This is a genomic window from Streptomyces sp. NPDC086787 (assembly GCF_044745865.1).
Lineage (GTDB): Bacteria > Actinomycetota > Actinomycetes > Streptomycetales > Streptomycetaceae > Streptomyces.
In genome coordinates this window covers 200,489-225,861 of the sequence record NZ_JBIVBC010000009.1, presented here as the reverse complement: position 1 = coordinate 225,861, position 25,373 = coordinate 200,489, and the positions used below count along the sequence as shown (strand labels likewise).

The window sequence follows — 25,373 nt, the reverse complement described above, 5'->3', positions numbered from 1 at the left end:
CTTAGAGGAAGTACAGACGGTTGAGGGACACGGACTCGGCGGGCTCGGAGCGCAGCGGTTCGCCGTCGAGGGTGACGAGGCCGGTGTGCGGATCGACATCGACGGCACCGGTGCGGGAGTTGAGACGCAGATCGGCGGGGCCGATGCCACGCGTGCCACGAACGGCCACCCGGCGGCGCCGCGTTGGCATGGCATCGCTGCCCTGGTCGAGCGCGGCCTGCGCCACGAAGGCCACGGATAGGTCCGCGGGCGTCGCGCCGTGTGCCCCGAACTGCGGTCCCAGGACGAGGGGTTCACAGGTGTCCGTGGCGGCACCCGGGTCACCCACCACGCCGTACGCCGGGAAGCCGGACTTCAGTACGAGCTGCGGCTTCGCGCCGAAGAACTCGGGCCGCCACAGCACGATGTCGGCGAGCTTGCCCACCTCGATGGAACCCACCTCGTGGGCGAGACCGTGGGCGATGGCGGGGTTGATGGTCAGCTTGGCCATGTAGCGCAGGACGCGCGCGTTGTCGTCGTCGGTCTCGGCTCCCACCAGGGGGCCCAGCTCCGCCTTCATCTTCCCGGCCATCGCGAAGGTCCGGCGTACGGTCTCGCCCGCGCGCCCCATGCCCTGCGCGTCCGACGAGGTGATGCCGATCGCACCCAGGTCGTGCAGCACGTCCTCGGCACCCATCGTCCCGGCCCGGATCCGGTCGCGGGCCATGGCCGCGTCACCGGGCAGGTCGGTCTTGAGGTCGTGTACGGAGACGATCATCCCGTAGTGCTCGGCGACCGCGTCCCGCCCGAACGGCAGGGTGGGGTTGGTGGAGGAGCCGATGACGTTTGCCACACCTGCCATCTTCAGCACGTTCGGCACGTGCCCGCCGCCGCAACCCTCGATGTGGAAGGCGTGGATGGTGCGCCCTTCGAGTACGCGCAGGGTGTCCTCGACGGACAGGCACTCGTTCAACCCGTCACTGTGCAGGGCGACTTGGACGTCGTGTTCCTCGGCGACCCGCAACGCCGTGTCAAGGGCGCGGGTGTGGGCGCCCATGTCCTCGTGCACCTTGAAGCCCGACGCGCCGCCTTCGGCGAGAGCCTCGGTCAGGGGTGCGTCGTGGGACGACGAACCCCGTGCCAGGAAGCCGATGTTGACCGGCCAGGCGTCGAAGGCGTTGAAGGCGTGCCGCAGCGCCCAGGGCGAGTTGACGCCGACGCCCCACACCGGCCCGAACTCCTGACCGATGATGGTCGTCACGCCGGAGGCGAGCGAGGCCTCCATGATGCGCGGCGACAGCAGATGGACATGTGTGTCGACGGCACCGGCGGTGGCGATCAGCCCTTCACCGGACACGATGGACGTACCCGTACCGACGACGACGTCGACACCGTCGAGGGTGTCCGGGTTCCCGGCCCGCCCGATCGCCGCGATCCGCCCCTCCCTGATCCCGACCGACACCTTCCGGATGCCCTGCACCGCGTCGATCACGACCACGTTGCTGATGACGACGTCACAGGTCTCCCGGACGGCCGCGGCCTTGAGATGCAACCCGTCGCGGGCGGTCTTGCCGAAGCCGGCGAGGAACTCGTCCCCGTATTGCTGGGCGTCCGACTCGACACGGATCGTCAGCCCCGAGTCGCCGAGGCGGACGCGGTCACCGGCCCGGGGCCCGTGGGTGGCGGCGTACTCGTACGGGTTCATCGTTCGCCCTCTTCTCCGGTCCGAGTCCCGGCCCCCAGATATCCGCAGGCGGCTGCCCTGCGCAGGGCCTCCTCCCTCGCGCCGGGCGCGTCCAGCGGGCCGTCCACCAGCCCGGCGAACCCGATGGCGATCCGCTCGCCCCCGATCGGCAACAGTCCGACCTCGACGCTCTCTCCCGGCCCGAAGCGCACGGACGCCCCGGCGGGCACGGCGAGTCGCATCCCGTACGCCCCCGCCCGGTCGAAGTCGAGCCGCGGGTTGGCCTCGAAGAAGTGGAAATGGGAGGTGACGGAGACCGGGACGGTCGCGGTGTTGGTGACCATGAGGCGTACGGCCGCCTCGAGCTGCGCGTGCTCGGGCCCCGGCAGCAGCGCACCGGGACCTTGATCCCCCAGATGGCCCCCGATGGGGTCGGTCACCACCGCGAGTCGCGACCCGTCGTCGAAGACGGCCTCGACGTGCACCTCGGTCACGATGTCCGCGACGCCCGGAAGCACGTCGTGAGGCCCGAGCACGGACCGCGCCGCCTCGACGGCCTCAGCGAGGCGCCGTCCGTCACGGGCGGCCTCACACACGGCGTCGGCGATGAGCGCGGTCGCCTCCGGCACGTTCAGCCGGAGACCCCGGGCCCTGCGTGCCCGGGCCAGCTCGGCAGCTCCGAAGAGCAGTAGCCGGTCACGTTCCGTGGGAGTCAGCCGCACGTCCGACACCTCCGCCTTCCCATGATTTAGAGCGCCACTCTAACTGCGATGCCCGCAGACCGCCCACCGTGACGACCCATGGGCAATCTCACATTGAGTGCCGATCAAACTCCTACCGGTTCCCAACACGGTCGGCCTCTGACGCGGCCGTCCCCCGGCCCTGCGGCCCTTGGGAACGGCATGACGTGCTGGCGTCGCCTGGCCGAATGGGCCGAGGCGGGGGTATGGCCCCGGCTGCACGAGGTCCTCCTCGCCTGGCTCCGCGGCGCGAATGCCCTGGCCTTCTCGCGCGCGGCGGTCGACGGCTCCCGCATCCGCGCGTTAAAGGGGACCCCAAGACGGTACGAAGCCCTGTTGACCGGGGCAGGGCGGGCAGCGAACACCACCTGATCATCGACGCGACCGACATCCCACTCGCCGCTACTGTGACCGGCGGCAATCGCAACGACGTCACCCAGCTGATCCCACTGCTCCAGGCCGTCCCACCGGTTCGGGGCAAGCGCGGCCGGCCCCGGCGCCGCTGGTCGCCGAGCGGGTCGGCCGGCTGTCCCCGCGGTCGATCAGCGAGGATTCGTCGCGACCCGCCGTTGCCGGTCTCGACGAGGACCTCGACCTGCACTGCCTGAGACACGGCTGGATCACACACGCGACCGAGTTCGGCTATCCGGCCCGGTTCGTACAGGAAAATGTCGGCCATTCCCATGCATCCACCACAGCGATCTACATGGGGATCCCCAACGAGTACCGCAACACCATGCTGGAGATCCCCTGAAGAACCGACTGGGCGACTACTGGGAGGTGACACCGTGATCCAGAAGACGGGCTACCAGTGGCAGCTGCGGCAGCTGATGGCCGAGCGTCAGATGTTCCAGACCTCCGATCCGGTGCCGCTGCTCGCCGAACGCGGCATCAAGCTCTCCCGCGAGCATGCCTACCGGCTGGTGACCCGGGCCCCGCAGCGGATGAGCATGGACACTCTCGTCGCGCCCTGCGACATCCAGGACTGCACCCCGAACGACCTGCTCAAGCCCGAGGTGGTCAGCGTCCGGGCCCGCAAGACCGCCGGCGGTGAGACCAGCCCCGCGTCGAGTACTCCGCGGCGGACCGTCATCCGTCGTCCCGCGCATTCGTGAACACTCGACGGCTCAGCCCTCGGGCCGCTTGCCTCCAGCGAAGATCCCAAACCCCTGTTCCCTGGCCTTCCTGCCAGTCGTCCACGCAGCCCAGAGGCGCTGTCCGGACAACTCATGAGACACGGCCTGCCCACCATCGCGGCCCGTAACACCGCCCTATTCGGCATGGCCGGGAAACTACCGCCGATCGTCATCAGCGACCTCTTCGGCGTTCCCAGGAACACCCAGAAGGCGAACATCGGCTCGGGGTTCGGGGTGGCCGGGACAAGGGTTCGCAGGCAGCGGCGGAGCTGGGCGACGGGCGCCTACGCCGGCGCTTCGCAGGTCGTCCGGCGGAGGCGCCGAACTGCCGCCCGCCGGCCTCCCGGCGAGGGCCGCCCGCAGGGTTGCGGACCGGTGGCACCTCTGGCACAACCTGAGCGATGCCTGCCGTCGTGGTGTGTCCGTCGGCGGTCTGTCGTCAGCGGTCGCTGGTGATCGGTCGGCGGTCGGGGCAGGCGGAGTCCGGTTGGGCGTCGGGGGCCTGCCAGCCCTTGATCTTCACGCGTGCGCCGGGCCGTATGGCGTCGTAGGCCTCCTTACCGTTTCCGGGTCCGAGGCCGATGGCGCCGGGGTTGGTGTGGTAGCCGAGGGCGAACGACTCGTCGTCCGTCACCCACCGCAGCAGCCGCTCGTGGTGACTGCGGTCGGTGAAGGTGACCGCCCACCGTCTGACGTCCGCAGCCCCGCCCTTGCCGCCTGCCGTGGAAGGCATGGTCAGGGTGGGGTACTTGGCGGTGACCGTGACCGATGTCTCGCCGATCGGGCAGGTGTCCTTCGGCCCCGCGATGGCGTATCTCCTGCCTCCGACGCTCAGTGACTCGGAGTTCAGATCGACCGTCACCTGCTGGACGGGCATGGAGGACGGGTCGGGTGTGGGGTTGTGTGACGCAGACGCTGCGGGGGGCGCGGTGGGACCGGCCGAGGAGCCGAGAGCGCCGAGAGCGTCGAGGGCACCGGTGGTGACGGCGATGAGGGCCGCCGCCAGTGTGGTGACGGCGAGCGCGGCGTGTCGGGTGCGGCGGCGGCGTACCGCCCGGTTCCTCACCTGTGCTCCCGTGGTCGGGGCGAGGGCCGCGTGGTGCGCGGCCAGGCCGTGGAGCCGGGCGGACAGCTCCGCTCCGGTCAGCGGGTGCGTCGGCTGTCGGTCAGACACAGGATTTCTCCGTCGGGTGGGGTTTGTCGCTCACCAGGTGCGCGGCGAGTGCGGTGCGGCCGCGTGACAGGCGGGCCTTGACGGTGCCGACGGCAGCGCCGGTCTCGGCGGCTATCTGCTCGACGCTCAGATCGCACAGGTGATGCAGCACGATCGCGGTCCGCTGGGCTTCGGGCAGACGTCGCAGAGCGGCGACCAGCGCCACATGGTCCGGGCTCGGTTCGGGCACCGGCCGGGGCGCGTGCGCGCCCCGGAGCAGTTCCCACCAGTGGCGCGCCCGCCGCCAGCGGCTCATCGCCAGCCGGTATGCCACCAGGCGGATCCACACCTCCGGATCGCGTTCGCCGGTCAGGACGGACGAACGCCGGTCCCAGGCGCGAACGAACGCCTCCTGGACGACGTCCTGGGCTTCGGCGTGGTCGCCCGTCAGGGTGTACAGCCGGCCGACCAGACGTGGGTAGGCAGCCGTGTAGAAGAGGTCGAATTCGCCTTCGGTCACCTTGTTGTGCTCTCTTCTCACAGCGCTGGGCGCGTGGTGCTGTGCCGGTGCCGTGGAGGCTAGGCGGTCGTGGTCTTTCCGGCGCGGCTGTTCTCGAGCCACTTCGCCCAGGTCAGGTTCCAGTCGCCGAAGCCGTTGCCGGGGTCGACGACGGCCTTCTTCGCCCCGGTGACTTTGATGACGTCGCCGACGATGACCTGCTTGTAGAAGTTCTTCGCGGTGCCGTCAGTGGCGAGGCCGACGCAGCCGTGGGTGACGTTCTCGTGTCCGGCCGCCGTGTCGGCGTGGCTGTTCTCGTGCACGTACGTTCCCGACGCCGTCACATGGACGGCCCAGTTGTAGTCGCCTTCGTACTGCGTGCCCAGGCCCACGGTGCGGGAGTCCATGTGCACCACGGGAGCCTTGTCCATGACGACCATCGTCCCGTTCCAGGTGGGTGTCTTCGGCCCACCGGTGGTGACCGGGATCGTCTGTGTCCTCCCGCCGGTGTCGACGGTCATCCGGTGCCGCTTCGCGTCGACCGTGGCGACCAGCGACCGGCCGATGTCGAAGTGCCTTACGCGGTGCGAGCCGACGTGGAGGGTGATCGTGGTGTTGGGCTGCCAGTAGGTGCTTTCGGGACGGAAGTCGACTCGCTGCCCGTCATAGAGGTTCTGGTCCTTCACCCAGCTCCAGGCGCCGGTCGTGCCGGACGAGGTCCGCACACGCAGCCGGCTCTCCACGGCCTTGCGCTCGGACTCGGGGACCGGCTTGTCGAAGGTGACGGATATCGGCATGCCCACCCCGACCGTCTGCCCCTCCGTGATGTGTACGTGCGCCTTGGCGAGCACGGCGGGCTCCGGCATGGACGGAGCCGGGCTCGTGGATGCCTTGGCCGCGGCCTTGGCGGGCACCGCGGCGGAGGCCCGGGCGTCCGGAGCGGTGGCGTCCCGGGCGCCGGTACCCGCGTCCGTCGAGCAGCCGACGGCCGACAGCAGAGTGACACCGACCGCTACAGCGGCGCCGAGACGACCAGCGGTCCGACCGGCCGAACGGTTCGCGTACATGAGGTTCCCCCAGGTGAGGTGTGGTTATCGCCTCATATACGCACGGGTGCGGAGCCGGGTTGCATCCGGATCGGAAATTCTGTCGAGACTTCGCTGTCCGAGAGGGCCCCGGTTCCCGGGAGGGCCACGGTTCCCGGCCGGTCCCAGTACAGGCACCGGCCGGGCCGTTCCTCACAGCGGGGGTGCTGGCCTTCGGCGACGCCCCGTCAGTGACCCGTCGACCTGGAGGGTCGTCGGGCGGCGCGGGGTCGCGGGGTTGGAACGTTGGGACGTTGGGACAAGGAGGGCAACGTCCCGCTCGACGAACCTGACGACGGCGCGGGCGGGCGGCAGGCACAGTGGGGGCGGTTGCGGCGGAACCTGGCTGTTCGACGCCGGTACCCTCGTCAGATGCGGCCTCGCCCCAGGCGCGTCAGCGGCCCCATCTGCGGCTTGGCCGTCGAACGGCCGATGGCGAAGGCGGCACCGGCCACGCCCATCACACCCGCCGCGGCACCAGCCGCAACGGCCTTGCGGTGCTTGATGACTGTCCACGCCGTGCCGGCCACCGCCACGGCCTTGGCCGTGTTGGCGGCCACCGCCTGCTGACCGTTGTGGAGGCCGGCAGCTGCCGCGCGGCTCATGCGCTGCGTGGCCTGGCCGGCGGACTGGGCACTGGCGACCGCCGACTTCTTGGCCGCCTGTGCTTCCTTCGTGCTCTGAGCCGACGTGCGTGCGGCCGAGGTACGAGAAGTCGCGGACTTCTTGGCTGCCGTGGTCGCGTTCTTCGTGGCCTTGCTGCCCGGAGTGTTCTTGTCTTCGGTAGTCATAGTCCTCCTTCTGTCCCTTCGACTCCTGGTGAAACGAGGTCACTTTCACGAGCCCGGGGGAGTGGCGGCCGGTGTCGTCGTCGGCAGGAAGTAGCCGCACTCTCCACGGGAGTCCGCAAAAATTCCGGCGGCGATGTCGAGAACCCGCGTCCGGCTCCGTCCCCGGGGTGAACGCGACCACAATGGGTCGCACGAGCACCGAGGAGAACCACGATGGCCAAGTACCTGCTGCTGAAGCACTACCGCGGCGCCCCGGCTCCGGTCAACGACGTGCCGATGGACCAGTGGACCCCGGAGGAGATCTCGGCACACGTGCAGTACATGAATGACTTCGCGGCCCGGCTGGAGAAGACGGGCGAGTTCGTCGACGGTCAGGCGCTGGCCCCGGAGGGAGCGTGGATCCGCTACGACGGTGAGGGGCGCCCGCCGGTCACCGACGGACCGTTCGCGGAGACCAAGGACCTCATCGCCGGCTGGATGATCATCGACGTCGACGGTTACGGGCGCGCCGTCGAGCTGGCCGGGGAACTGTCGGCCGCCCCCGGGGCAGGCGGCAAGCCGATCCACGAGTGGCTGGAGGTGCGCCCGTTCCTGGCCGCGCCGCCCACCATCACGGAATGACCTCATCGATGAACGAGGCTCTGCTGAGGAGCCTCACGCCGAGCGTGCTCGGGATCCTCGTCCGCCGCGGAGCCGACTTCGCGGCGGCCGAGGACGCCGTGCAGGACGCGCTGGTCGAGGCGGTCCGCGTCTGGCCGGCCGACCAGCCGCGGGACCCGAAGGGCTGGCTGGTCACCGTGGCCTGGCGCAAGTTCCTCGACGCGACCCGGGCGGACACCGCCCGCCGCCGGCGTGAGGACCGCGCCGAGGAGGAGCCGGCGCCCGGGCCGACGCCCGCGGTGGACGACACGCTCCAGCTCTACTTCCTGTGCGCGCACCCGTCGCTGACGCCGTCGTCCGCGGTCGCACTCACGCTGCGTGCCGTCGGCGGGCTCACCACCCGGCAGATCGCGCAGGCCTATTTGGTGCCCGAGTCGACCATGGCGCAGCGCATCAGCCGGGCCAAGCGCACCGTCTCCGGCGTGCGCTTCGACCAGCCAGGCGAGGTCGCCACCGTGCTGCGCGTCCTCTACCTCGTCTTCAACGAGGGCTACTCCGGCGACGTCGACCTCGCCGCCGAGGCCATCCGGCTCACCCGGCAGCTCGCGGCCGCGATCGACCACCCCGAGGTGGCGGGGCTGCTGGCCCTCATGCTGCTCCACCACGCCCGGCGCGCCGCCCGTACCGCGCTCGACGGCAGTCTGGTGCCGCTCGCCGAGCAGGACCGCGGCCTGTGGGACACCGAGTCGATCGCCGAGGGTGTCGAGATCCTGCAGGCGGCTCTCGCCCGCGACCGGCTGGGTGAGTTCCAGGCCCAGGCCGCCATCGCAGCACTTCACGCTGACGCACCCACCGCCGAGGAGACCGACTGGGTGCAGATCGTCGAGTGGTACGACGAACTCGCACGCTCGACCGACAGCCCGGTCGTCAGGCTCAACCGCGCTGTGGCCGTCGGCGAGGCCGACGGACCGCGCGCCGGTCTGGCGGCGCTCGCGGCGCTGGACGACTCACTGCCCCGTTATGCCGCGGTGGCGGCGTACCTCCATGAGCGCGACGGAGACCTGGCGACGGCGGCACTTCTGTATGCCGAGGCGGCCCGCAAGGCACCCAACCTCGCCGAGCGCGACCACCTGACGCGCCAGGCCGCCCGGCTCAACGCCCGTCGGTGTCGCTGACGGGTCGAAACCGGCGCCGGTGGCACGGCGAGACGGCCGATTGGGCCGACGGTGTCGGTCGCGGCCCCTATCCTCGGGGCCATGACGATTCAGCGCATGGACAACGTCGGCATCGTCGTCGACGACCTCGACGCCGCCGTCGCCTTCTTCACCGAGCTCGGCATGGAGCTGGAAGGCAGGATGCCGATCGAAGGTAGCTGGGCGGAAAAGGTCGTAGGGCTCGACGACATGCGATGCGAGATCGCGATGATGCGGATCCCGGACGCCCCGGGCCGGCTCGAACTGGCGAAGTACCACACCCCGAAGGCGATCACCCCCGGGCCGGAGATCACCCCGGCGAACACGCTGGGCCTGCATCGCGTCATGTTCGCTGTCGACGACATCGAGGACACCCTCGCCCGCCTCCGGCCGCACGGCGCCGAACTCGTCGGCGAGTTGACGCGCTACGAGGACAGCTACCTGCTCTGCTATCTCCGCGGGCCGAGCGGAATCATCCTCGCGCTGGCCGAGCAGCTGAGCTGAGAAGAAGTAGTCCCTCTGAAAGGCGCCGACCCGGCGTCCTCGCGGGCAGGCCGCTCAGGTGGACGCGTTCTTACAGGCGGTTTGGACGTGCCGGAGGAGAGCGTCCTGCTGTGCGGCGAAGCGTTCGGCGGGCACCGGCACGGAGATCGCAGCGTATGGTTCGCCGTCACGTGTCACGAGTGCCGCGACGGCGGAGATGCCAGGGCTGTGTTCCTGGCGGTCAATTGCCGTACCCGTAGCCCGGATCGCCGCGAGTTCCTCCAGCAGCTGTTCCCTGGAGGTGATGGTGGCCGGAGTGAAGCGCTGAAGCGGGCGGCTCAACAGGTGTTCCACCTGGTCGTCGGGCAGGGTGGCGAGGAAGGCCTTACCGTTCGCCGTGCAATGCAGGGGGAAGGCCGCGCCGACGGCGGAAACCACTCTCAGAGCCTGGCTGCTCTGCACCTGGTCGACGAAACGTACGGCGTCGCCTTCGAGCACTGACAGATCCACGGTCTCGTCGATCGTCTGTTGCAGGCTCACCAGAGTCGGGCGCAAGTCGTCCACCAACCCGGCCGTCGCCTCACGCGCCAGTGCGCCGAGAGCGCTCCCCAGCCAGATGCGCCCGTCCATGTCGACACGAAGCAACTGCTCTTCGGCCAGCGCGGTCACGATGCGGTGTGTGGTCGTCTTGGCCAGACCGACGGCGTCATCGAGGCTTGCCAGCCGCATGGTGCCGTTGTGAGCCCCGACGGTTTTGAGAATCCGAGCGGCCCGGCCAAGGACCTGGATGCTGGAACGGCCCGGGTCGCGCGGGGTGGGAGGCATGCCCAGACTGTATCCCAACATGCAGCCCGAATGATCCGGGATGCGGATCTCCTGCCCGATGGTGGATGCGGGTGGCGCCGACGACTGCACGGGCATCGCAGGACGCGCTCAATGGGTGGCGGCCGGCCCACAGGCGGCCCTATAGTCCACAATGCAGATCTGGAGATCTGCATTGTGGACCGCGAAGGAGGCGCTGATGACCCTCACAGGCAAGACGTACATGCGAGGGGCAGACGGTTATGAGGAAGCTCGACGCGCCACCGTGTGGAACGCGAAGATTCCAGACCGCTTCCCCGACGTGATCGTGCAGGCCGCGACGGAGGATGACGTCCGCTCGGCGGTCGACTACGCGAAGGCTCACGATCTGCGGGTCGGCGTCCGTTCCGGTGGCCACAGTTGGGCGGCCAATCATGTACGGGACGGGGGGCTTCTCCTGGACGTGTCGCGTCTGAACGCCGTAGAAGTCGACCGGCCGACCATGACCGCGACAGTCGGCCCCGGCCGGTACGGCCATGAGATGTGCGAGATCCTTGACGAGCAAGGTCTGTTCTTTCCCGCCGGCCACTGCAAGGGCGTCGCCGTGGGCGGATATCTGCTGCAGGGCGGATACGGCTGGAACGGCCGGGTGCTGGGCCCCGCGTGTGAGAGCGTCATCGGCATCGACGTGGTGACCGCCGACGGGGAACTGCTCTACGCCGACCACCAGCAGAACCGTGAACTGTACTGGGCGGCCCGCGGCGCGGGCCCCGGTTTCTTCGGCGTGGTGACCCGCTTCCACGTCAAGGTTTACCCCAAACCCGCGATCTGCGGTTCAAGCCTCTACCTGTATCCCATGGACCTTCTGGAAGACGTCTACCGGTGGGCCCACGAGGTGGGTCCGAAGGTCGACCGTCGAGTGGAAATGCAGATCCTCATGTCTGCGGCATTTCCCGACCTCGGCGTCGACCAGCCGTCGATTCTGATCGCCTCGCCGGTTTTCGCCGACACCGAGGAAGAGGCTCGTCGGGCGCTGAGCCTGCTGGACACCTGCCCGGTCCGCGACCGTGCCCTGATGGCCATCCCCTACGCTCCCGTCCAGCTCTCCGACTGGTACGAGGCCGTCACCCACACCTACCCGGACCACCACCGCTACGCCACTGACAACATGTGGACCTCAGCGTCCATCGACGACTTGCTGCCCGGCCTGCGCCGCATCGCAGAAACCCTGCCCCCGCCCCCGTCGCACTGCCTCTGGCTCAACTGGGGCCCCTCGCCCAGCCGCCAGGACATGGCCTACTCCATGGAGGACAACACCTACATCGCCCTCTATACCGTCTGGAACGACGCCGCCGACGACAGCCGTCACGCGGACTGGGCACGCTCGCACATGACCGCCATGGCCCCGCACGCCACCGGTATTCAACTCGCCGACGAGAACCTCGGCCGACGCCCCGCCCGCTTCGCCACCGATGCCGCCATGGAGCGACTCGACCGCGCCCGCGCCACCTACGACCCCGAGGGCCGCTTTCACACCTGGATGGGCCGGATTTGACGCCGTCCCGCCCGTCGGGGCGGGGTTTCCTCCGAGGAGATCAGATGACCCAGCACGCCCGGCAGCGACACCAGCCCCAGCGCCACGGCACGCCTTACCTCGGCTACCGCACCGAAGACACCGGCACTCCCTTCGCTTCCTACTTCGACCCGGACATGGCCCCACTTGCTCCGCATGTCGTCGCCGCCGTGAACGCCGGCCCACAGGCCGGACCGCTGCTCACCGCGCTCGAGGACGCCGGCAGCCTGCTGGACAAGGAAGGAGAAGCCACCGAAACCGGATATGCGCTGCTGCCCGACGGCTCCATGCGCGTCGCCGTACTGACCCCCATGCCGCAAGTCGCACCGGCGATGTGGGACTGGTGGTTCTCCTGGCACGGCGACGACACCCGCAAGTACAAACTGTGGCACCCCCGCGCCCACGCCTTCGCGCAATGGGCCGACGACGGGGCCCACCCGGGCCCGCGCGCCTACGTCGGACGCACGTCCTTCGTCGACGAGTACCTCGGGTCCCGGTTCACCCGGGCCGCCATTCGGTTCATCCCGCCCAGTGAACTGGGCCTGGACGAGGCGAGCTTGGCCGATCCTGAGCAGGCCACCGCCATCTGCGCCAGGATTGGACTGTCGAACCGCCCCCTGGACGCCGGATACCTGCTGCACCATGTCCGGCGCGTCCCCGGCGGTGCCGAGATGCGCTCTCGCTTCTGGGTGGGGGGCCGCCATGCTGCCCTGCGCGGCCGCGGCCGGACAACGAGCCGCCCCGTACCAGCTCTCGTCGGCCGAGCAGCGGCCATGACCGCCCGGCAGGCCGTCGACCTCATGGTCCACTGTGCCCAGGAGATGGCTCATCTGGCATCTTTCCTGCCCGCCCTCCACGAGCAGTTCGGCGACTGATCGCCGGCTCGCCCTGACGCCGCTCATCGAGTCCGGCACGCCTTTGTCGCAGGCAGTGATGCCGCCGAAGCGCGCAGACGCAGTACGACCACGTGGCCAATGCATGCACGCGGCACCGTCGCGGTTGACCAGTGTTCCGCCCGACGATTTCCGTGTGCAGCCCGGCACTTATTACGTATCAGTCATACTGCATCGTCCAACGCGCGCGAAAGGCACCAACAGAACCATGTCAGTCGAGAAGCCCGAAACGGGCGGGCGGGGTTCCGGGCTCACTGGGCTCACCATCACCGCTGCCGGGTTCACCTTTGTCGCCCTGCGGCTGTTCGCGGTGTCCGGCTACAACTGGCACACGGCGTTCGCCGTGCTGCACACCCTCGACGTGGGTGACACCGTCGTCCTCGTCCTCGGTACCGTCATGGCCGACTCGCTGGCCTCAGTACTGTTCCTCACGGTCCTGGTGCCGGTCGCGCTGTTGCGGATGGCTCTGGAAAGGCAGAAGGCGCGGCAGGCCGTCGACCGCGCGCGGGCGGAGGGGCGGCCCCCTGAGCGCCCGGACGTGATCGGCTCCCTGCTGTTGCTGATCGCGCTGGTGGTCGTCGTGGCTTACCTCGTGACCTTCCACAGCTGGTGGTTGCTGTTGCTGATCGGCGTCGTCTGCGGACTGGTCTACGCGATCGGGCACGGCGTACGGGCGGGCGGACGGGTGCGGCGGACCACACTCTGGATCAGCCGTCACCTGTGGGCCCTGGCCGTCCTCACGATCCTGCTCGGAGCGGCGACCCTGCGTACACCGTGGGTTCCGATGGAGCGGGTCGAACTGCGCAACGGCAAGGAGCTGACCGGATTCGTGATGGCGACGGAACCCGGCTTCCTGAAGCTGCTGACCGAGCACGACCGAGAGTTGCTCATCGTGCGAGACGAGGACGTCATATCGCGCGAGGAAATCACGAGCGACTGAGCACCACTGACAATTTGCGGCCAACCGGGTCCCCGGATCGCCGTAACCCGGTGCTCGACGCTGTTCCTCCGGTCGCTCAGAACAGGCCGTTGGAGTGCGGAAGTTCGGCGGGGACAGGGGTGATGATGTCCCAGTGCTCGACGATCTTGCCGTCGGCCACGCGGAACAGGTCCCAGTAGGCGACCGGCACACCGAACTCGCCCTCGGACTGCAGCAGCACGAAGTCGCCCTCGGCGACGACCTTGTGGACGGTCCGGTAGACCAGGTTCTTGCCCTGCTCGGCCCACTTGGCGGCCGCGGCCCCGAAGCCGTCCAGCCCGTCGGCGGCCTCCGGGTTGTGCTGCAGGTAGGTCTCGGTGGATATGTAGTCGGTCAGCACCGAGTAGTCGGCGCCCTTCAGGACCCTCTCGGCGAACTCGGACACCAACTTGCGGTTGGCCTCGGTCTTCTCCAGGTCGCCCGGCTCGGCCGACCCGTCGGTCTGCGAGCGGCCGGAAGCCGTGTCCGCGACGACCGGCGTCAGCGCGTCCCAGTGCTCCGCCAGCTTGCCGTCCGCATCCACCCGGAAAAGATCGAAAGCGACCAGCGGCTGCGGGCCGAAGCCGTGGTACGTCCCGTGCAGCGCCACCAGATCCCCGTCGGCGATCACCCTCGCCCCCTCGTAGCGAAAGCCGTCCGGCAGACCCGCCACAAGCTGCCGCAGCGCCTCCGGTCCGTCTGCGACCAGGCTGCTGTGCTGACGGTAGCCAGCGGACACCCAGCGGTCCACCGCGCTCGGGTCCCTGTCCCCGAACAGCTCACCAGCCGCTGCGATCACGTTTTCCTTGCTGCTCATGGCAACTCTCCGATCTGCGTATTCCGGTGCCGCCTCGGTCACCGGTCGGCCTCCACTCTCCCGACACCCGGGCGCCGACGCACGGTAGAGTCAGGCATGCCTATGGTCGAAATGGGACAGCCTGAGATCATCGAGCGGGGCTACCGCAACTCCACCCGGCCCGGTCTGCGCCTGGAGGTCCTCGCCCTCGCGGACCTCACCCGTCGCATGCCTGCCGAAGAGTACAAACGGGTGCATCGGCTGGACTTCCACCACCTCACCCTGGTCCACCGGGGCGAAGGCACCGCCATGGTCGACTTCGTCGACCGCCCCTGCCTGCCGGGCACGCTGCTCCATGTCCGTCCCGGGCAGGTCCAGCGCCTGCCCACCGCACCCGGCGGCGCTCCCGCAGAGCTGCACGCCACGATCGTCCTGTTCACCTCGGACTTCCCGCCCCGGCTGCCCGCGAGCACCCGGGTGATCGACGACCCGTACGGGCCGGCCCTCTGGCAGCTCGACCCCGGCAACCGCGACCGCTTCCGCCGCGCACTGGCCGACCTCGCCACCGAATACGCCGGTCTTTCCGACCAGGACCCGGAGATCACCAGGGAGCTCCTGCGCCAGATGCTGGCCGGAATCCTGCTGCGGATCGCCCGTCTCCCGGCGTCCGACGGCAGCGGACAGGCCCATGTCACGCCCGAGCCGCACCGCCTCTTCCAGCACGAACTGGAACGCTCCTTCGCCGTCCTGCGCCAGGCCCACGACTACGCCGACCGGCTCGGCTACTCCCTCAAGACCCTCAACCGCGCCTGCCGGAGTGCCACCGGACACACCGCCAAGCAGCTCATCGACGCTCGCGTCGCCCTGGAGGCCAAGCGCCTGCTGGCCCACACCGACCTGCCCGTCACCGCCATCAGCCACCGCCTCGGCTTCACCGAACCCACCAACTTCAGCAAGTTCTTCATCCGCGCGACCGGCCGGACCCCGGGCACCTTCCGGGACGCCCAGCGCTGACCGCGAACACGTCATTGCTGTCGCCGGAAGTCGGCAGGCGAGCAACCGTAGAAGAGACAGCGCACAGCTCGGCGGCAGGAGGAAGGTCCCTTGCCCGATGTCTTCGGCTTGAGACGTGGTGGCCGGCCCTGGCTGCCACGATGGGCGCGGCGTCTCACCATCGCCGGGTATGTGCTGGTCCTGCTGGCCGTGGCGGCGGACGTCACCTCGGGTACTCACGTCACCTACTCTCCGGTTCTGGCAACCCTTCCCGTGCTCGCCAGTACGGGCACCCGCAGGGCCACGGTCCCACTGGCCGCGGGGCTGGGCGCCTGTGCCGTCCTCGTCGCTCTGGCGTTCTACGACGTCGACGTGGCCCCCGCCGTCATGGCGACCGCGGGGGGCACGATCGTGGCGATCACCTTCTTCAGCTGTGCCGGAGTCATCGTGATGGCGGCCCAGGACAGGGAGCTGGTCAGGGTTCACACAGTGGCCGAGGCAGCGCAGCGGGCACTGCTGCGCCCGGTTCCGCGGCGCATCGGGCCGTTGGTCGTGGCAGTGCGATATGTGGCCGCGGAGGCCGAAGCGCGGATCGGCGGGGATCTGTACGAGGTGATATCCACCCCCTACGGAGTGCGACTGATCATCGGTGACGTACGCGGCAAGGGCCTGGCCGCCGTGGAGACGGCAGCCGATGTGCTGGGTGTGTTCCGCGAGGCCGCGCGGGCCGAGTCGGATCTGGCGGAGGTCGCCAGGCGACTGGACTCGGCGCTCGCCCGTTGTCCGACGAGCGAGGAGTTCGTGACGGCGGTACTGGTCGGTGTCCCGGACGCACCGGGACCGGCCGACGTGGTCAACTGCGGACACCCGCCACCCCTGATTTCACACGCCGGACGGTTCCGCGAGGTGACCCCGCCCGTCGCCGCGCCGCCGTTGGGCCTGCGAGAGCTGGCCGATGGTGACTATCGCGCCTGCCCCCTCACCTTCGACAGTGGTGACCTGCTGCTGCTGTACACCGACGGGGTGGCCGAGGCCCGGGACACCGTCGACCGTTTCTATCCGCTCGCCCCGCGCCTGAGCGCCTTGCCGACCCGGGAGCCGGAGGCCATGCTGGACGAGCTGCTGTCGGACGTGCGCGCGTACGTCGGCTCCGGCCTGAAGGACGACGCGGCCCTGCTGGCCGTTCGTCGAGAATGAATGGGCGCGGTGCCAGACGCGACTCGGCTACCGGGGAACAACCGGAACGAACGAGCGGAATGACCAACCGCCCCGGGATCCACTGCCCGAACCCTTGACGCCGTTGTGTCCGCGCGCCATAAAGGGCGGATGTCCTCGCAGACGACCGGACCGACCGGACCGCTCCACGCCGAGCAGCCGGCACCACCGCCGGTTGACAGGCACCGGTCGGCCCTGGCGGCCGTGTGTCTGGTCGCGGCCGCCATCGTGATCGTCTACTGGACCCTGTGGTTCACCGACCGCTCGCTGCTCGCAAGCAGCAGCCGACAGTCCTACATCGAGTTCGAGGACGCCTTTCCACTGGCCGACGGATGGCTGACGCTCTGCCTCCTGCTGGCGGCCGCCGCCCTCCTCGGTCGACGCGACTCGGCACCGTACTGGCTGCTCGCCGCCGGTGCCGGCGGCCTGTACCTGTTCGGCATGGACGTCCTCTACGACCTCCAGCACGCCGTCTGGACCAGCGGTTCCGGGGGCGCGGTGGAAGCGGTGATCAACGGCCTCACCCTCGCCATGAGCCTGCTGTTCCTGCGAGTGTCCTGGACTTCCCTGGTGCCGCGCCCCGCTGAGCCGACACCCCGTAGTTGACTCGGACCCCGATCACCGGGAAGTGGACATCTGAGCGCCGCTCGCCGTCGCGTGACGTACCGGGTCAAGGGCCGAGCACATCGTCGGCGCTTCGGGGCTCTGCGCGCCGCTGCTGGTTGAGCCTGTGGCGCTCGATGGAGGAGCGCCGGTAGACCTCCTTGCGGGCCCGCATGATGTTGCCCAGGGGCGCGTGCTCGGCGGTGACCCGCCAGGGCGTGAAGGACAGCGCGTCCATCTTCTCCAGATTCTCGGGCTCGGAGATGTCCTGCTGGGGCAGCCGCAGTTTGGCCACGGTGACGGACGGCGAGAGCTGCTCGGGCCACTCCACGGTGGTGTCCTCCACCGGCATGCGCTCCAGGTCGGTGCAGAGCTGGACCTGGATGTCGAAGGCGTAGGGCCGTTCCTGCAGCTCGGCCTGCAGGGCCGGTCGGAAGACCTCGGCTCCCGAGGTCGGGTCGATGGTGCGCCGGACCACCGCGGCGGCGGAGGACGGGTCGGGGGCGATGCGCACCTTGGCGATGTAGTCCCCGTGCCGGACCGCGCCCATCGTCCAGTAGCTCGACAGCAACAGGTTCGCCGGAGGGGTCTTCGCCAGGCGCAGGAAGGCCAGGAACTCGTCCCACGCCCAGTTGTCCTGGTCCAGTGTTCCCTTCCCGGTCACGAAATCGGTGAAGAAGCGATGTGCGCCGGGTCGGCCCTGGGAGAAATAGGCCGGGGCGTTCAGGAACAGTTCCTGGATGAACAGGTAGTGCTCGACCGTGTTGCAGAAGAAGATCGGTCCGTTGATGTTGGCGTAGTCGAACGTGCCCGTGTCCGGTTCGTCTTCAAGCAGGGTCGGGCCGGGGATGTCGAACATCTTCAGCGCCAGTCCGGTGGCGGCGCCCAGTCGCGCGTCGGCTCCGGCGTGCGGCGAGCCGTTGGAGAAGCGGATGAGCGCGTCATGGGTTCCCGGAGTCGCGTAGATGCCCTGGGCGTACTCGGGGGGCAGTCCGTTAAGGATCTCCACCTCCCCCCGGACCAGCCCGTATCCCTTGGCGTGGGCGTCGCGAAGGGCCTGTCCGGTGCCACCGGCCTCGACCGATTCGGTGATGTAGCTCTCGGTCTTCTCGATCACCGTCTGCACGTTGCGGTCGAAGTCCGGGTCGTCGTCTTCGACGTCAGGCGTGTAGCGGACGAACTGTGCTGCCATGACTTCGACCTCTCCTCGGAGAGCGTGATCGGACCTCAGGGGGGCAATCGCCGTCAGTCCTCCAGTTCGGCGAGCCAGCGCAGGGCACGCAGACCCGGCAGGAAGCAGTACTCACCGCCACGGGTGACCACGAAGCCGGGCAGGTTCTGCAGGCGACGCCGCACCGGCTTCTCCGGGATGGTGACGCTGCCGGTCCCGCCGTGATGCCCGGCCACCGGGTCCTTCTCGCCCGGATAGCCGATGAAGTTGCCGTCGTTGACCCACTCGGCCTTGATGAACTCGAACTGCCGCTCCAGGTGGGCCCCGATGAACACTCCGACCAGACCCCGGTCGGCGCCGTCGTCGTCAAGCACACCCTCCGGCAGTGGCGGGCCGTAGGTGGTGCCGCGACGGATGAGCCGGTGCATCCGCGCGTCGCCGATGATGGTGGCATCGCGGGGGTTGGTGCGCCGGATGTGCGCACCCGCGGGACACCGGTACCCCCGGTCGTCGTTCTCCCGGTACAGGAAGTTGTTGACGCGGTGCGGATCGGCCGCCAGCTCCGGATCGTCGTGCTCCGGCGTCAGCGTCAGCGGCGCGCCACTCGGCCAGCGCCCGACCATCTTCGCCGCCAGCAGCGCCTCCTCCTCGGCGCCCGAGCTGTTGGCGCGCAGATACCTGCGCCAGGCCGCCACATCGGTGTGGATCTTGCGAACGGCCACGTAGGTGCCGTTGCGCCCCAGCACATCGGGGCTGGGCATGGGCGGCAGGCTGCCGGTTTCGTCGGGGTAGCCGAGGATGAACTCTCCGGCCTTGATGGGGGCTTCCTGAGGGTTGGAGCCGGGCAGTCCGACGCCCTCGATGTTCGGATGGCTGATGCCGTCACGGAAGCCGAAGGTGGTGCGTCCGGTCGGTAGCTGGTGGACGTCCTGCTGCCAGATCACCTCGACACCGTGTGTGTCCTCGTAGGCGACACGGGCCCGCTCCAGCTCCCTGCCCAACTGCGCGCCGTCGGAGGAGAGGGCGCTCAACGCGATGTGGACGTCGCCGGTTCCGAAGGGTGCCTCCCAGCGGCCCGGCGCGCTCTCGCCCACGTCGCCGATCAGCTCCGCCCGAGCGGCCATGCCCTCACGAAACGCGCGCGGAAAGCTGTCCAGCGACTCCTGGGGCACCCCCAGGGCCCGCAGCCCCTGAAAGGTGAACGCCACAGCCACCCAGGCATCCCGGCTCCGGTCCTCGCCGGGCAGTCCGCCCGAGGTCACCGGAAGCAGCCGCCGCAGCAGTGCGCGCCCGGCGTGGCGGTCGTCGACGCGCAGGAAGACGAACTTTCCCTCGTAGGGCACGGGCCGTGGACGCAGGGCCCCGCTCTGAACGTCGTCGATATCGACGCTCACGCCCGCCGCGCTGCTGCTGTCCGCTGTGTTCATGATCGCTTGTGCCTCCACATCGGTCTCTGCCCGGACAGCCCGGCAGGGGCTGGTGCGAGCCCGCCGACGCGGTTCACCGATGGGTGGGTCGGCTGTGAGGGGTTGGGGGTGCGAGGACGGATGGGGGTGGGTGTGCGAGGTTCTACGCCGACGCCTCCTCCAGCAGCTTCTGGAAGGCCGGCGTGGCCACCAACTCCGCGTTGGCCGGGTTCTCCAGCGCCGCCCGGAACTCGGGGGTGTCCAGCACCTCCTGGAACGCGTCGTCCACGCGATGGTCCTTGTAGATCTGCTGAACGGTCAGGTCGGGATAGGCACTGACGAAGACCCCCGCGGGCTCCTGGTGGGCGACGAACCAGTCCTTCACCCCCGGATCGGTGACGCCGGGGAAACCTTCGCTGTGCGAGAAGACCTTGTCGAAGCGGGATCCGACCACCGTCTGGGCGAAGTCGTCGATGTAGGTGTCCCAGGAGCCGTCGAAGACGCTGGCGAACATGAACCGGGTGTCGTCGTCGAAGATGACGTGCCGTGCGTCGTGCAGGGTGCCGATCTGGCGCACCGCCGCATGGACCCTCTCGTTGTCCGCCGCGTCGGCGAGCACGGCGAGATCCCTGCGCAGCTCGTCCGCGTGGCCCGGCTTGATCTTGGTGAAGACGGTGAATTCGCTGCAGACCCCATCCGACCTGCCCGGGCGCTCAGGGTGAGCCGATTGGGTTGCGCCTGTCGTCGCAGTCATCGTGACGTCCTCCTGCCACGGTCGGTGCGAGGGTCGTCGAACACCCGGACATGAGGCGTCCACCGCCCTCACCTCTTCATCCTGACCACTTACGAGTCGGCGCGCATCCCCGGCCCGGGGTGCATGCGAAACCCGAGGTGCGCGGGCTCCGAGAAGTTCACGAGGACAGATTCGTCGGAGCGCAGGATCATTGGACCCTGGGCAGCCTGCCCCGCCTGGAGGCAACCATGGGCAAAGTTCTCGGTGACGTACTGGGTCTTGCAGCCGGTGTCGCGGTCAGCCCACTCCCGATCATCGCGATCATCCTGATACTCGCCACGCCTCGGGGACGCCTCAACGGAGTCCTCTTCACCGTCGGCTGGATCCTGGGACTCTCGGCTCTGGGAGCGGTGATGCTGGCGATCGCATCCCCCGCGGGTGCCTCCACGCACAACCACCCGGCCACCTGGGTGGGAGCGCTCAAACTGGCCCTGGGCCTGTTGCTCGTCGTCTTCGGCGTCCGGCAATGGCACCGGCGTCCGAAGGATCCGTCGCAGGCGCGGCTGCCGAAGTGGATGAGCGCGATCGACCGCCTCACGCCGGTCAAGGTCTTCGCGCTCGGACTGGCCCTGGCCGCGCTCAACGCCAAGAACGCCCCGCTGACCATCGCCGCGGGCGCCGCGATCGGCTCGGCCGGGCTGCCGGTCGGGCAGCAGATCGGATCGCTGGCGGTCTTCGTGGTGATCGCCACCCTCGGCCTGCTGGCTCCGCTGGCGGTCTTCCTGCTGGGAGGGGATAAAGCCAAGACCACACTCGGCAACTGGAAGAACTGGGCGGCCCAGCACAATGTGGCCGTGATGGCGGTCCTGTTCTTCGTCCTCGGGCTGAAACTGCTCGGAGACGGCATCTCTGTCCTCGCCTCCTGACAGGCTCACCAACGTGTGGGCCGTCTACCCGGCGGCGGCATCGGCTTCAGAGCCGGAGGTGCCTTCGGCCGGGTCCTTGGCGGTGCCTTCGGCCAGGTCCTTGAGGGTCAGAAGCTGCTTGCGCATCATCACGAGATCGCCCAAGGCGAGCAGCCTGCGGCGCAGCCTCCGGATCGGTCTTCCCCCGGTCTCGACGACCACCTTTACGACCAGGCGGGACCCCTTGCCGTGCGGGCGCACGGTGTAGCTCACGGCCATCCGACCGTGGCGTCCGGCGAGGGTTTCGGGGAGTACGCCGGTGATGTGCTCGTCGGGCGTGAAGCCGGTGATCTCGAAGACGAGGAACGGGAGTCCGACGGAGAGGTCCGGCAGGTCGTGGAGAAGCACACGCGGACTCCTGCGCCCTCGGAAGTCGATCCAGTCGTAGCTGTACGGAGCGACGGTCAGCTGGCGGATCCACCGGAAGACGACTTCGGGTGGGGCCGCGATGCCGACCGCTCGTGTCCAACCCTCGCGTGGAGTCCTCACGAGCCGGTCGCACGGATACGGCGCACTCTGCTCCGTACTTGTGGAACCCCAGACCCTGCCGCTCAAATCCATGTCGCGACCCTATCGCCGGACGTTCGACCACATCGTCGGACGTTCGACCAGTCGTCGGAGTCGAGGCGATGTCCCTGTACAACCACGTGGCCAACAAGGAGGACCTGCTCGACGGCATGGTCGACCTGGTCTTCGGGGAAGTCGAACTGCCCACGCCGGGCGACGACTGGCGCCGGGCGATGCGACAGCGGGCGATCTCCATGCGTCAGGTGCTGTCCCGCCACCGATGGGCGATCGGACTGATGGAGTCCCGATCCAAGCCGGAGCCCGCCACCCTGCGTCACCACAACGCCGTTCTCGGCTGCCTACGTGAAGGCGGCCTTTCCCTCACCCTGACCGCCCACGCCGTCTCCGTCCTGGACAGCTACATCTACGGGTTCGCCCTCCAGGAGAAGACCCTCCCCTTCAACACCCCGGACGAGACCGCCGCACTGGCGGAGTCCCTCATGAGCGGCTTCGGCGACGGCGAATACCCGTACCTGACCGAGATCGCCACCGCTCACGTCATGCGTCCCGGGTACGCCTACGGCGACGAGTTCGAGTTCGGGCTCGACCTGGTCCTGAACGGCCTTCAGCAAGCGGCCGCCTGACGGGACGAGGGTGCCCGTGAGCCCGGTGAGAGGGATGGACGTTCGGGCTCCGCCCGGGTGATCTGTGGCCCGGACGCGGCGCGGTGCCTGCCCGGGATGCGTGTGCCGGGGCTTGTCTGGGGCGTATCCGGGCGGCTTCGGGTGTCGCCGGGCCTGACGTACGAGGTGCGGTCGTGTCGTTCTCGGTGTGCTCCCTTCCGAAGTTTCCGGAGCCCATGCGCTCTCCGAAGCCCTGGCGCGGCGCGAGCGCCGTACTCGCCGGGGCGGCGCTGCCGGTGGCACTCCTGGCCGGGGTGGCGAATGCCGCTCCCGCCACCGTTCGAGTGGGTCCCGGCCAGGTGACCGGCGTGGTGAAGCGGCTGACGGACACCCATTCGTTCGAGGCGTGGGTGCAGAACACGGGGACCGGCGACCTGTCGCAGGTGACACTGAAGGAGACCGTGTACGTGCCGGCCACCGCAACGTTGACGGCGGCACCGGAAGTCGCCTGCACGCAGACGGCAACCGGCGACATGGACGCCATCTACACCTGCTCATTCATCGGCCCCCTGCACTTGGCGCCCGACGGACTCCTGCAGATGGCCACGGTGACCGACCCCAACTACGAGTGGGGCATTGTCGACGGAGGGCTTTTCTCAGTGCCTGCCGCTCGGGACGCCGACGGTGGCTCGCACCCCGGGCATGACGGCGGGAAGCTGAGCATCGTGACGGCCAGGTTGGTACCCGCTGTGGACGACGAGACGGTCCAGGCGTTGGAAGGAACCATCCTGGGTACCTGCTGCTGCTGTTGCTGCACCGACTAGGAACCGTCCGGTCGATCACGTGGGATCAGGCCGGGCTCTCCGCTGCTTCGTGGAGCCGGGTCAGCAGGGCCACCAGCTGCTTCTGCTCGTCCGGGGTGAGTGGTGCCAGCAGTTCGCCATTGGCGGCTTCGGCCAGAGCTCCACAGCGGGAGAGGACGGCCGCGCCCTCCGGAGTGACGGTGACGGCGTTCTTGCGGCGGTCGGAGGGGTGGGGGGCGCGCAGGACGAGGCCCTCGTTCTGGAGGTGGTTGAGGATACCGACCATGTCCTTGGGGTCGACGGACAGCCTACGGCCCAGGTCGGCCTGAGCGACGGGCCCGTACTCGGCCGTGGCGGCCAGTACCGCATGGTGCATGAGCTTCAGCCCCTCCGCAGCGATCGCGTCGGCGACCATGCCCCGGCCTCGGGCCGCAACACGGCCGACGAGCCACGTCGGCAGGGACTGGATGCGCTGGAGATCCGAGGTCATGAGCTCAGCCTACCCAAATGTCATTGGACATCCCAATGACATTCCCCTTATCGTTGGGGAATCCAATGAGTTCGGTCGGGGGAGGTCCTGTGCTGCGCATTCGCCATGAGGTCAACGGTGGGCCCGAAGTGCTGTTCGCCGAGGAGGTCGACCGACCCGAGGCGGACGCCGGGGAGGTGCTGATCCGGGTCGAGGCGGTTGGGGTGACCCTGCCCACCGTGCGCAAGGTGCGGGAGGGTCGCGAGCCGATCCCGTTCGGAGGCGAGGTCGCCGGGGTGATCGTCGCCCTGGGCGCGGGAGTCACCGCCTTCCGGGTGGGAGACCGCGTCACCGGGCTGTGCTTCGCCGACGCCTACGCCGAGTTCGCGGTTCTGAACACCTCCATGGCTTCCCTGATCCCGGACGGCGCTACCGCCGTGGAGGCGGTAGCCCTGGTCCGCAGCGGTCTGGTGGCGCGCGGTGCCTACGAGGCCGCCCGTACGGGGCCGGGTGAGTCGGTGCTCGTCACGGCGGCGGCCAGCGGCGTGGGCACGTTGGCCCTCCAGTACGCCAAGGCCGGTGGGGCAGCACGGGTCGTCGCCGCCGTCAGCGGTGCCGACAAGGCCGACTTCGTCCGAGGGCTGGGTGCCGACGAGGTCGTCCTGTACGATCACGCCGACTGGGGCGCCCCGTACGACGTGATCCTCGACGGCGTCGGCGGCGACCTTCTCGGCCCCGCTGTGCGGGCCCTTGCGACGGGCGGCCGACTGGTGGCCTTCAGCTCCGGCGGCGGCACGGTTGAGGCGTATGAACTCCTGGTCCGCGGCGCCTCGATGATCGGCTTCCAGATGCGCGCCATCGCTGCCGGCAAGCCCGAACTCTACAACCGCTGGCTGTGCGAGCTCTGGCAGATGCGCGACGCGGGCATCCTGCGCACCACCGTGCACGAGGAGATCCCCCTCGTTGATGCCGCCCGAGCTCACGCCCTCATCGAGCAGCGTCGTAACCTCGGCAAGATCGTCCTTGTCCCGTAGCGGCAGGCGTCCGGTCGTTCATGCATTCCTGCCGGTCAGTAACAGGCGTTGTGGCCGGTGGCGGGATCACCGGCAGGTGATCGACGGGATCGGCTGTGGTCTGCCGGCGTCCGTGCCGATCCGTCACCAGCCCTTGCGCCAAAAGGGGCTGGGCCGCGAGAACACCAGGACGAGAGACTGTGGCCGAGCCTGGTCGCCCGCCTGGTGGCGGTGGTGAAGGAGGCGAGGACCTTGGCCGCCCGCGCGGCGGGTTCAGCACCTGGCCGCTCATAGGGCTTACGGCAACGGCCGGGCCGCGACTGCCTGCGCAGGCGCGGCATCCGGCATACGATCCCGGAGAAGACGGACAGCTTGGCCCCTCGCTTGCGCGAGGGGTCGCGCGGAGGGCGGCCACCGTCCTTACGGGTTCGAGATCCACCCGGCGCTCGCGCTGAGGAAAGAACGGAATGCCACCGTCGACCAGCACCGGGTAGACCCTGATCCGGCT

At 69.1% G+C, this 25,373-nt stretch carries 28 protein-coding genes and 2 pseudogenes; 16 read left to right on the top strand and 14 right to left on the bottom strand.

Translation table 11 applies throughout. The features are described 5' to 3' along the window. Position 1: 1 nt before the first annotated feature. Complete coding sequence (locus ACIPK3_RS22530; protein WP_402572195.1) at positions 2 to 1,684, bottom strand: urease subunit alpha; 1,683 nt, start codon at positions 1,682 to 1,684, stop codon at positions 2 to 4. Beyond that, on the bottom strand, positions 1,681 to 2,385 hold the full coding sequence (gene ureA, locus ACIPK3_RS22525; protein WP_402572193.1) for an urease subunit gamma: 705 nt from the start codon (positions 2,383 to 2,385) through the stop codon (positions 1,681 to 1,683). The genes ACIPK3_RS22530 and ureA overlap by 4 nt, the downstream gene beginning before the upstream one ends. A gap of 174 nt (positions 2,386 to 2,559) precedes the next feature. On the opposite strand from ureA, the pseudogene ACIPK3_RS22520 reads away from it, so the two are divergent. The 3 genes and pseudogenes from ACIPK3_RS22520 to ACIPK3_RS22510 form a co-directional block, all read left to right on the top strand. Continuing rightward, positions 2,560 to 2,906, top strand: a pseudogene (locus ACIPK3_RS22520) (transposase); the annotation flags it as partial. Further along, on the top strand, positions 2,906 to 3,157 hold the full coding sequence (locus tag ACIPK3_RS22515) for a tyrosine-type recombinase/integrase (protein ID WP_402572324.1): 252 nt from the start codon (positions 2,906 to 2,908) through the stop codon (positions 3,155 to 3,157). The pseudogene ACIPK3_RS22520 and the gene ACIPK3_RS22515, both read left to right, overlap by 1 nt. 34 nt (positions 3,158 to 3,191) lie before the next feature. Then, the gene (locus tag ACIPK3_RS22510; RefSeq protein WP_402572191.1) at positions 3,192 to 3,518 is read left to right on the top strand and encodes a helix-turn-helix domain-containing protein; all 327 of its coding nucleotides are present in this window, start codon (positions 3,192 to 3,194) and stop codon (positions 3,516 to 3,518) included. A gap of 460 nt (positions 3,519 to 3,978) precedes the next feature. On the opposite strand, the gene ACIPK3_RS22505 is transcribed toward ACIPK3_RS22510, so the two are convergent. The 4 genes from ACIPK3_RS22505 to ACIPK3_RS22490 all read right to left on the bottom strand — a co-directional run bounded on the left by ACIPK3_RS22505 (position 3,979) and on the right by ACIPK3_RS22490 (position 7,067). Further along, on the bottom strand, positions 3,979 to 4,713 hold the full coding sequence (locus ACIPK3_RS22505; protein WP_402572190.1) for a hypothetical protein: 735 nt from the start codon (positions 4,711 to 4,713) through the stop codon (positions 3,979 to 3,981). Further along, the gene (locus ACIPK3_RS22500; RefSeq protein ID WP_402572188.1) at positions 4,706 to 5,212 is read right to left on the bottom strand and encodes a SigE family RNA polymerase sigma factor; all 507 of its coding nucleotides are present in this window, start codon (positions 5,210 to 5,212) and stop codon (positions 4,706 to 4,708) included. Before ACIPK3_RS22500 ends, ACIPK3_RS22505 begins: the two co-directional genes overlap by 8 nt. A gap of 59 nt (positions 5,213 to 5,271) precedes the next feature. Then, complete coding sequence (locus tag ACIPK3_RS22495; protein WP_402572186.1) at positions 5,272 to 6,258, bottom strand: L,D-transpeptidase; 987 nt, start codon at positions 6,256 to 6,258, stop codon at positions 5,272 to 5,274. A gap of 386 nt (positions 6,259 to 6,644) precedes the next feature. Continuing rightward, entirely contained in the window at positions 6,645 to 7,067 is a 423-nt protein-coding gene (locus ACIPK3_RS22490) for a hypothetical protein (protein WP_402572185.1), read from the bottom strand. 213 nt (positions 7,068 to 7,280) lie between these two features. On the opposite strand from ACIPK3_RS22490, the gene ACIPK3_RS22485 reads away from it, so the two are divergent. The 3 genes from ACIPK3_RS22485 to ACIPK3_RS22475 all read left to right on the top strand — a co-directional run bounded on the left by ACIPK3_RS22485 (position 7,281) and on the right by ACIPK3_RS22475 (position 9,364). After that, positions 7,281 to 7,688: a YciI family protein gene (locus ACIPK3_RS22485; protein WP_402572183.1), complete on the top strand. Its 408-nt coding sequence runs from the start codon at positions 7,281 to 7,283 to the stop codon at positions 7,686 to 7,688. An 8-nt stretch (positions 7,689 to 7,696) separates the two neighbouring features. After that, positions 7,697 to 8,842: an RNA polymerase sigma factor gene (locus ACIPK3_RS22480; protein WP_402572322.1), complete on the top strand. Its 1,146-nt coding sequence runs from the start codon at positions 7,697 to 7,699 to the stop codon at positions 8,840 to 8,842. Positions 8,843 to 8,923: 81 nt separating this feature from the next. Further along, positions 8,924 to 9,364: a VOC family protein gene (locus ACIPK3_RS22475; protein WP_402572181.1), complete on the top strand. Its 441-nt coding sequence runs from the start codon at positions 8,924 to 8,926 to the stop codon at positions 9,362 to 9,364. A gap of 54 nt (positions 9,365 to 9,418) precedes the next feature. Here ACIPK3_RS22475 and ACIPK3_RS22470 read toward each other — a convergent pair whose 3' ends face one another. Beyond that, a complete protein-coding gene (locus ACIPK3_RS22470) occupies positions 9,419 to 10,264 on the bottom strand; it encodes an IclR family transcriptional regulator (protein ID WP_402572180.1) in 846 nt (281 codons plus the stop codon). A gap of 100 nt (positions 10,265 to 10,364) precedes the next feature. Here ACIPK3_RS22470 and ACIPK3_RS22465 point away from each other — a divergent pair, with 100 nt between their 5' ends. The 3 genes from ACIPK3_RS22465 to ACIPK3_RS22455 all read left to right on the top strand — a co-directional run bounded on the left by ACIPK3_RS22465 (position 10,365) and on the right by ACIPK3_RS22455 (position 13,550). Then, on the top strand, positions 10,365 to 11,699 hold the full coding sequence (locus ACIPK3_RS22465) for an FAD-binding oxidoreductase (protein WP_402572178.1): 1,335 nt from the start codon (positions 10,365 to 10,367) through the stop codon (positions 11,697 to 11,699). Between the two features lie 44 nt (positions 11,700 to 11,743). After that, positions 11,744 to 12,592: a DAPG hydrolase family protein gene (locus ACIPK3_RS22460; protein WP_402572176.1), complete on the top strand. Its 849-nt coding sequence runs from the start codon at positions 11,744 to 11,746 to the stop codon at positions 12,590 to 12,592. A 226-nt stretch (positions 12,593 to 12,818) separates the two neighbouring features. Continuing rightward, positions 12,819 to 13,550 (top strand): hypothetical protein, encoded by a 732-nt coding sequence (locus ACIPK3_RS22455; RefSeq protein WP_402572175.1) that lies wholly within the window; start codon positions 12,819 to 12,821, stop codon positions 13,548 to 13,550. Between the two features lie 76 nt (positions 13,551 to 13,626). Here ACIPK3_RS22455 and ACIPK3_RS22450 read toward each other — a convergent pair whose 3' ends face one another. Beyond that, positions 13,627 to 14,385 carry a nuclear transport factor 2 family protein gene (locus ACIPK3_RS22450; RefSeq protein WP_402572173.1) on the bottom strand — a complete coding sequence of 253 codons (759 nt, stop codon included), beginning with the start codon at positions 14,383 to 14,385 and terminating at the stop codon, positions 13,627 to 13,629. A 111-nt stretch (positions 14,386 to 14,496) separates the two neighbouring features. On the opposite strand from ACIPK3_RS22450, the gene ACIPK3_RS22445 reads away from it, so the two are divergent. The 3 genes from ACIPK3_RS22445 (at position 14,497) to ACIPK3_RS22435 (ending at position 17,178) form a co-directional block, all read left to right on the top strand. Continuing rightward, a complete protein-coding gene (locus ACIPK3_RS22445; protein ID WP_402572171.1) occupies positions 14,497 to 15,378 on the top strand; it encodes an AraC family transcriptional regulator in 882 nt (293 codons plus the stop codon). 90 nt (positions 15,379 to 15,468) lie between these two features. Continuing rightward, on the top strand, positions 15,469 to 16,554 hold the full coding sequence (locus ACIPK3_RS22440) for a PP2C family protein-serine/threonine phosphatase (RefSeq protein WP_402572169.1): 1,086 nt from the start codon (positions 15,469 to 15,471) through the stop codon (positions 16,552 to 16,554). Positions 16,555 to 16,683: 129 nt separating this feature from the next. Further along, positions 16,684 to 17,178, top strand: a complete 495-nt coding sequence (locus tag ACIPK3_RS22435) for a hypothetical protein (RefSeq protein ID WP_402572167.1) — start codon at positions 16,684 to 16,686, stop codon at positions 17,176 to 17,178. Between the two features lie 64 nt (positions 17,179 to 17,242). Here the strand turns inward: ACIPK3_RS22435 and ACIPK3_RS22430 are convergent, their stop codons facing one another. From ACIPK3_RS22430 to ACIPK3_RS22420, 3 genes are all read right to left on the bottom strand, one after another. Then, positions 17,243 to 18,367, bottom strand: coding sequence for a catalase family protein (locus ACIPK3_RS22430; protein ID WP_402572165.1), 1,125 nt, complete (start codon positions 18,365 to 18,367; stop codon positions 17,243 to 17,245). 53 nt (positions 18,368 to 18,420) lie between these two features. After that, the gene (locus ACIPK3_RS22425; protein WP_402572163.1) at positions 18,421 to 19,773 is read right to left on the bottom strand and encodes a Dyp-type peroxidase; all 1,353 of its coding nucleotides are present in this window, start codon (positions 19,771 to 19,773) and stop codon (positions 18,421 to 18,423) included. A 142-nt stretch (positions 19,774 to 19,915) separates the two neighbouring features. After that, positions 19,916 to 20,506: a hypothetical protein gene (locus ACIPK3_RS22420; RefSeq protein ID WP_402572161.1), complete on the bottom strand. Its 591-nt coding sequence runs from the start codon at positions 20,504 to 20,506 to the stop codon at positions 19,916 to 19,918. 227 nt (positions 20,507 to 20,733) lie between these two features. Here ACIPK3_RS22420 and ACIPK3_RS22415 point away from each other — a divergent pair, with 227 nt between their 5' ends. Continuing rightward, a complete protein-coding gene (locus ACIPK3_RS22415; RefSeq protein ID WP_402572159.1) occupies positions 20,734 to 21,411 on the top strand; it encodes a GAP family protein in 678 nt (225 codons plus the stop codon). 24 nt (positions 21,412 to 21,435) lie between these two features. Here the strand turns inward: ACIPK3_RS22415 and ACIPK3_RS22410 are convergent, their stop codons facing one another. After that, entirely contained in the window at positions 21,436 to 21,798 is a 363-nt protein-coding gene (locus tag ACIPK3_RS22410; protein ID WP_402572157.1) for a hypothetical protein, read from the bottom strand. A 281-nt stretch (positions 21,799 to 22,079) separates the two neighbouring features. Between ACIPK3_RS22410 and ACIPK3_RS22405 the strand changes: the two genes are divergently transcribed. After that, entirely contained in the window at positions 22,080 to 22,601 is a 522-nt protein-coding gene (locus ACIPK3_RS22405) for a TetR/AcrR family transcriptional regulator C-terminal domain-containing protein (RefSeq protein ID WP_402572155.1), read from the top strand. 215 nt (positions 22,602 to 22,816) lie between these two features. Then, positions 22,817 to 23,404 carry a hypothetical protein gene (locus ACIPK3_RS22400; protein WP_402572154.1) on the top strand — a complete coding sequence of 196 codons (588 nt, stop codon included), beginning with the start codon at positions 22,817 to 22,819 and terminating at the stop codon, positions 23,402 to 23,404. Between the two features lie 25 nt (positions 23,405 to 23,429). Here ACIPK3_RS22400 and ACIPK3_RS22395 read toward each other — a convergent pair whose 3' ends face one another. Next, on the bottom strand, positions 23,430 to 23,873 hold the full coding sequence (locus ACIPK3_RS22395; RefSeq protein ID WP_402572152.1) for a MarR family winged helix-turn-helix transcriptional regulator: 444 nt from the start codon (positions 23,871 to 23,873) through the stop codon (positions 23,430 to 23,432). Positions 23,874 to 23,962: 89 nt separating this feature from the next. Between ACIPK3_RS22395 and ACIPK3_RS22390 the strand changes: the two genes are divergently transcribed. After that, on the top strand, positions 23,963 to 24,886 hold the full coding sequence (locus tag ACIPK3_RS22390) for a zinc-binding alcohol dehydrogenase family protein (protein ID WP_402572151.1): 924 nt from the start codon (positions 23,963 to 23,965) through the stop codon (positions 24,884 to 24,886). A 394-nt stretch (positions 24,887 to 25,280) separates the two neighbouring features. Here the strand turns inward: ACIPK3_RS22390 and ACIPK3_RS22385 are convergent. Beyond that, positions 25,281 to 25,370: pseudogene (locus ACIPK3_RS22385) on the bottom strand (dihydrofolate reductase); the annotation flags it as partial. Positions 25,371 to 25,373 lie beyond the last annotated feature (3 nt).

Excerpts from the sequence above, each read along its gene's own strand:
- ACIPK3_RS22530 (WP_402572195.1), bottom strand. The coding sequence starts at position 1,684 with ATGAACCCGTACGAGTACGCCGCCACCCACGGGCCCCGGGCCGGTGAC.
- ACIPK3_RS22495 (WP_402572186.1), bottom strand. The coding sequence starts at position 6,258 with ATGTACGCGAACCGTTCGGCCGGTCGGACCGCTGGTCGTCTCGGCGCC.
- ACIPK3_RS22490 (WP_402572185.1), bottom strand. The coding sequence starts at position 7,067 with ATGACTACCGAAGACAAGAACACTCCGGGCAGCAAGGCCACGAAGAAC.
- ACIPK3_RS22485 (WP_402572183.1), top strand. The coding sequence starts at position 7,281 with ATGGCCAAGTACCTGCTGCTGAAGCACTACCGCGGCGCCCCGGCTCCG.
- ACIPK3_RS22480 (WP_402572322.1), top strand. The coding sequence starts at position 7,697 with ATGAACGAGGCTCTGCTGAGGAGCCTCACGCCGAGCGTGCTCGGGATC.
- ACIPK3_RS22475 (WP_402572181.1), top strand. The coding sequence starts at position 8,924 with ATGACGATTCAGCGCATGGACAACGTCGGCATCGTCGTCGACGACCTC.
- ACIPK3_RS22470 (WP_402572180.1), bottom strand. The coding sequence starts at position 10,264 with ATGCCCGTGCAGTCGTCGGCGCCACCCGCATCCACCATCGGGCAGGAG.
- ACIPK3_RS22465 (WP_402572178.1), top strand. The coding sequence starts at position 10,365 with ATGACCCTCACAGGCAAGACGTACATGCGAGGGGCAGACGGTTATGAG.
- ACIPK3_RS22460 (WP_402572176.1), top strand. The coding sequence starts at position 11,744 with ATGACCCAGCACGCCCGGCAGCGACACCAGCCCCAGCGCCACGGCACG.
- ACIPK3_RS22455 (WP_402572175.1), top strand. The coding sequence starts at position 12,819 with ATGTCAGTCGAGAAGCCCGAAACGGGCGGGCGGGGTTCCGGGCTCACT.
- ACIPK3_RS22450 (WP_402572173.1), bottom strand. The coding sequence starts at position 14,385 with ATGAGCAGCAAGGAAAACGTGATCGCAGCGGCTGGTGAGCTGTTCGGG.
- ACIPK3_RS22445 (WP_402572171.1), top strand. The coding sequence starts at position 14,497 with ATGGGACAGCCTGAGATCATCGAGCGGGGCTACCGCAACTCCACCCGG.
- ACIPK3_RS22435 (WP_402572167.1), top strand. The coding sequence starts at position 16,684 with ATGTCCTCGCAGACGACCGGACCGACCGGACCGCTCCACGCCGAGCAG.
- ACIPK3_RS22430 (WP_402572165.1), bottom strand. The coding sequence starts at position 18,367 with ATGGCAGCACAGTTCGTCCGCTACACGCCTGACGTCGAAGACGACGAC.
- ACIPK3_RS22425 (WP_402572163.1), bottom strand. The coding sequence starts at position 19,773 with ATGAACACAGCGGACAGCAGCAGCGCGGCGGGCGTGAGCGTCGATATC.
- ACIPK3_RS22420 (WP_402572161.1), bottom strand. The coding sequence starts at position 20,506 with ATGACTGCGACGACAGGCGCAACCCAATCGGCTCACCCTGAGCGCCCG.
- ACIPK3_RS22415 (WP_402572159.1), top strand. The coding sequence starts at position 20,734 with ATGGGCAAAGTTCTCGGTGACGTACTGGGTCTTGCAGCCGGTGTCGCG.
- ACIPK3_RS22405 (WP_402572155.1), top strand. The coding sequence starts at position 22,080 with ATGTCCCTGTACAACCACGTGGCCAACAAGGAGGACCTGCTCGACGGC.
- ACIPK3_RS22400 (WP_402572154.1), top strand. The coding sequence starts at position 22,817 with ATGCGCTCTCCGAAGCCCTGGCGCGGCGCGAGCGCCGTACTCGCCGGG.
- ACIPK3_RS22395 (WP_402572152.1), bottom strand. The coding sequence starts at position 23,873 with ATGACCTCGGATCTCCAGCGCATCCAGTCCCTGCCGACGTGGCTCGTC.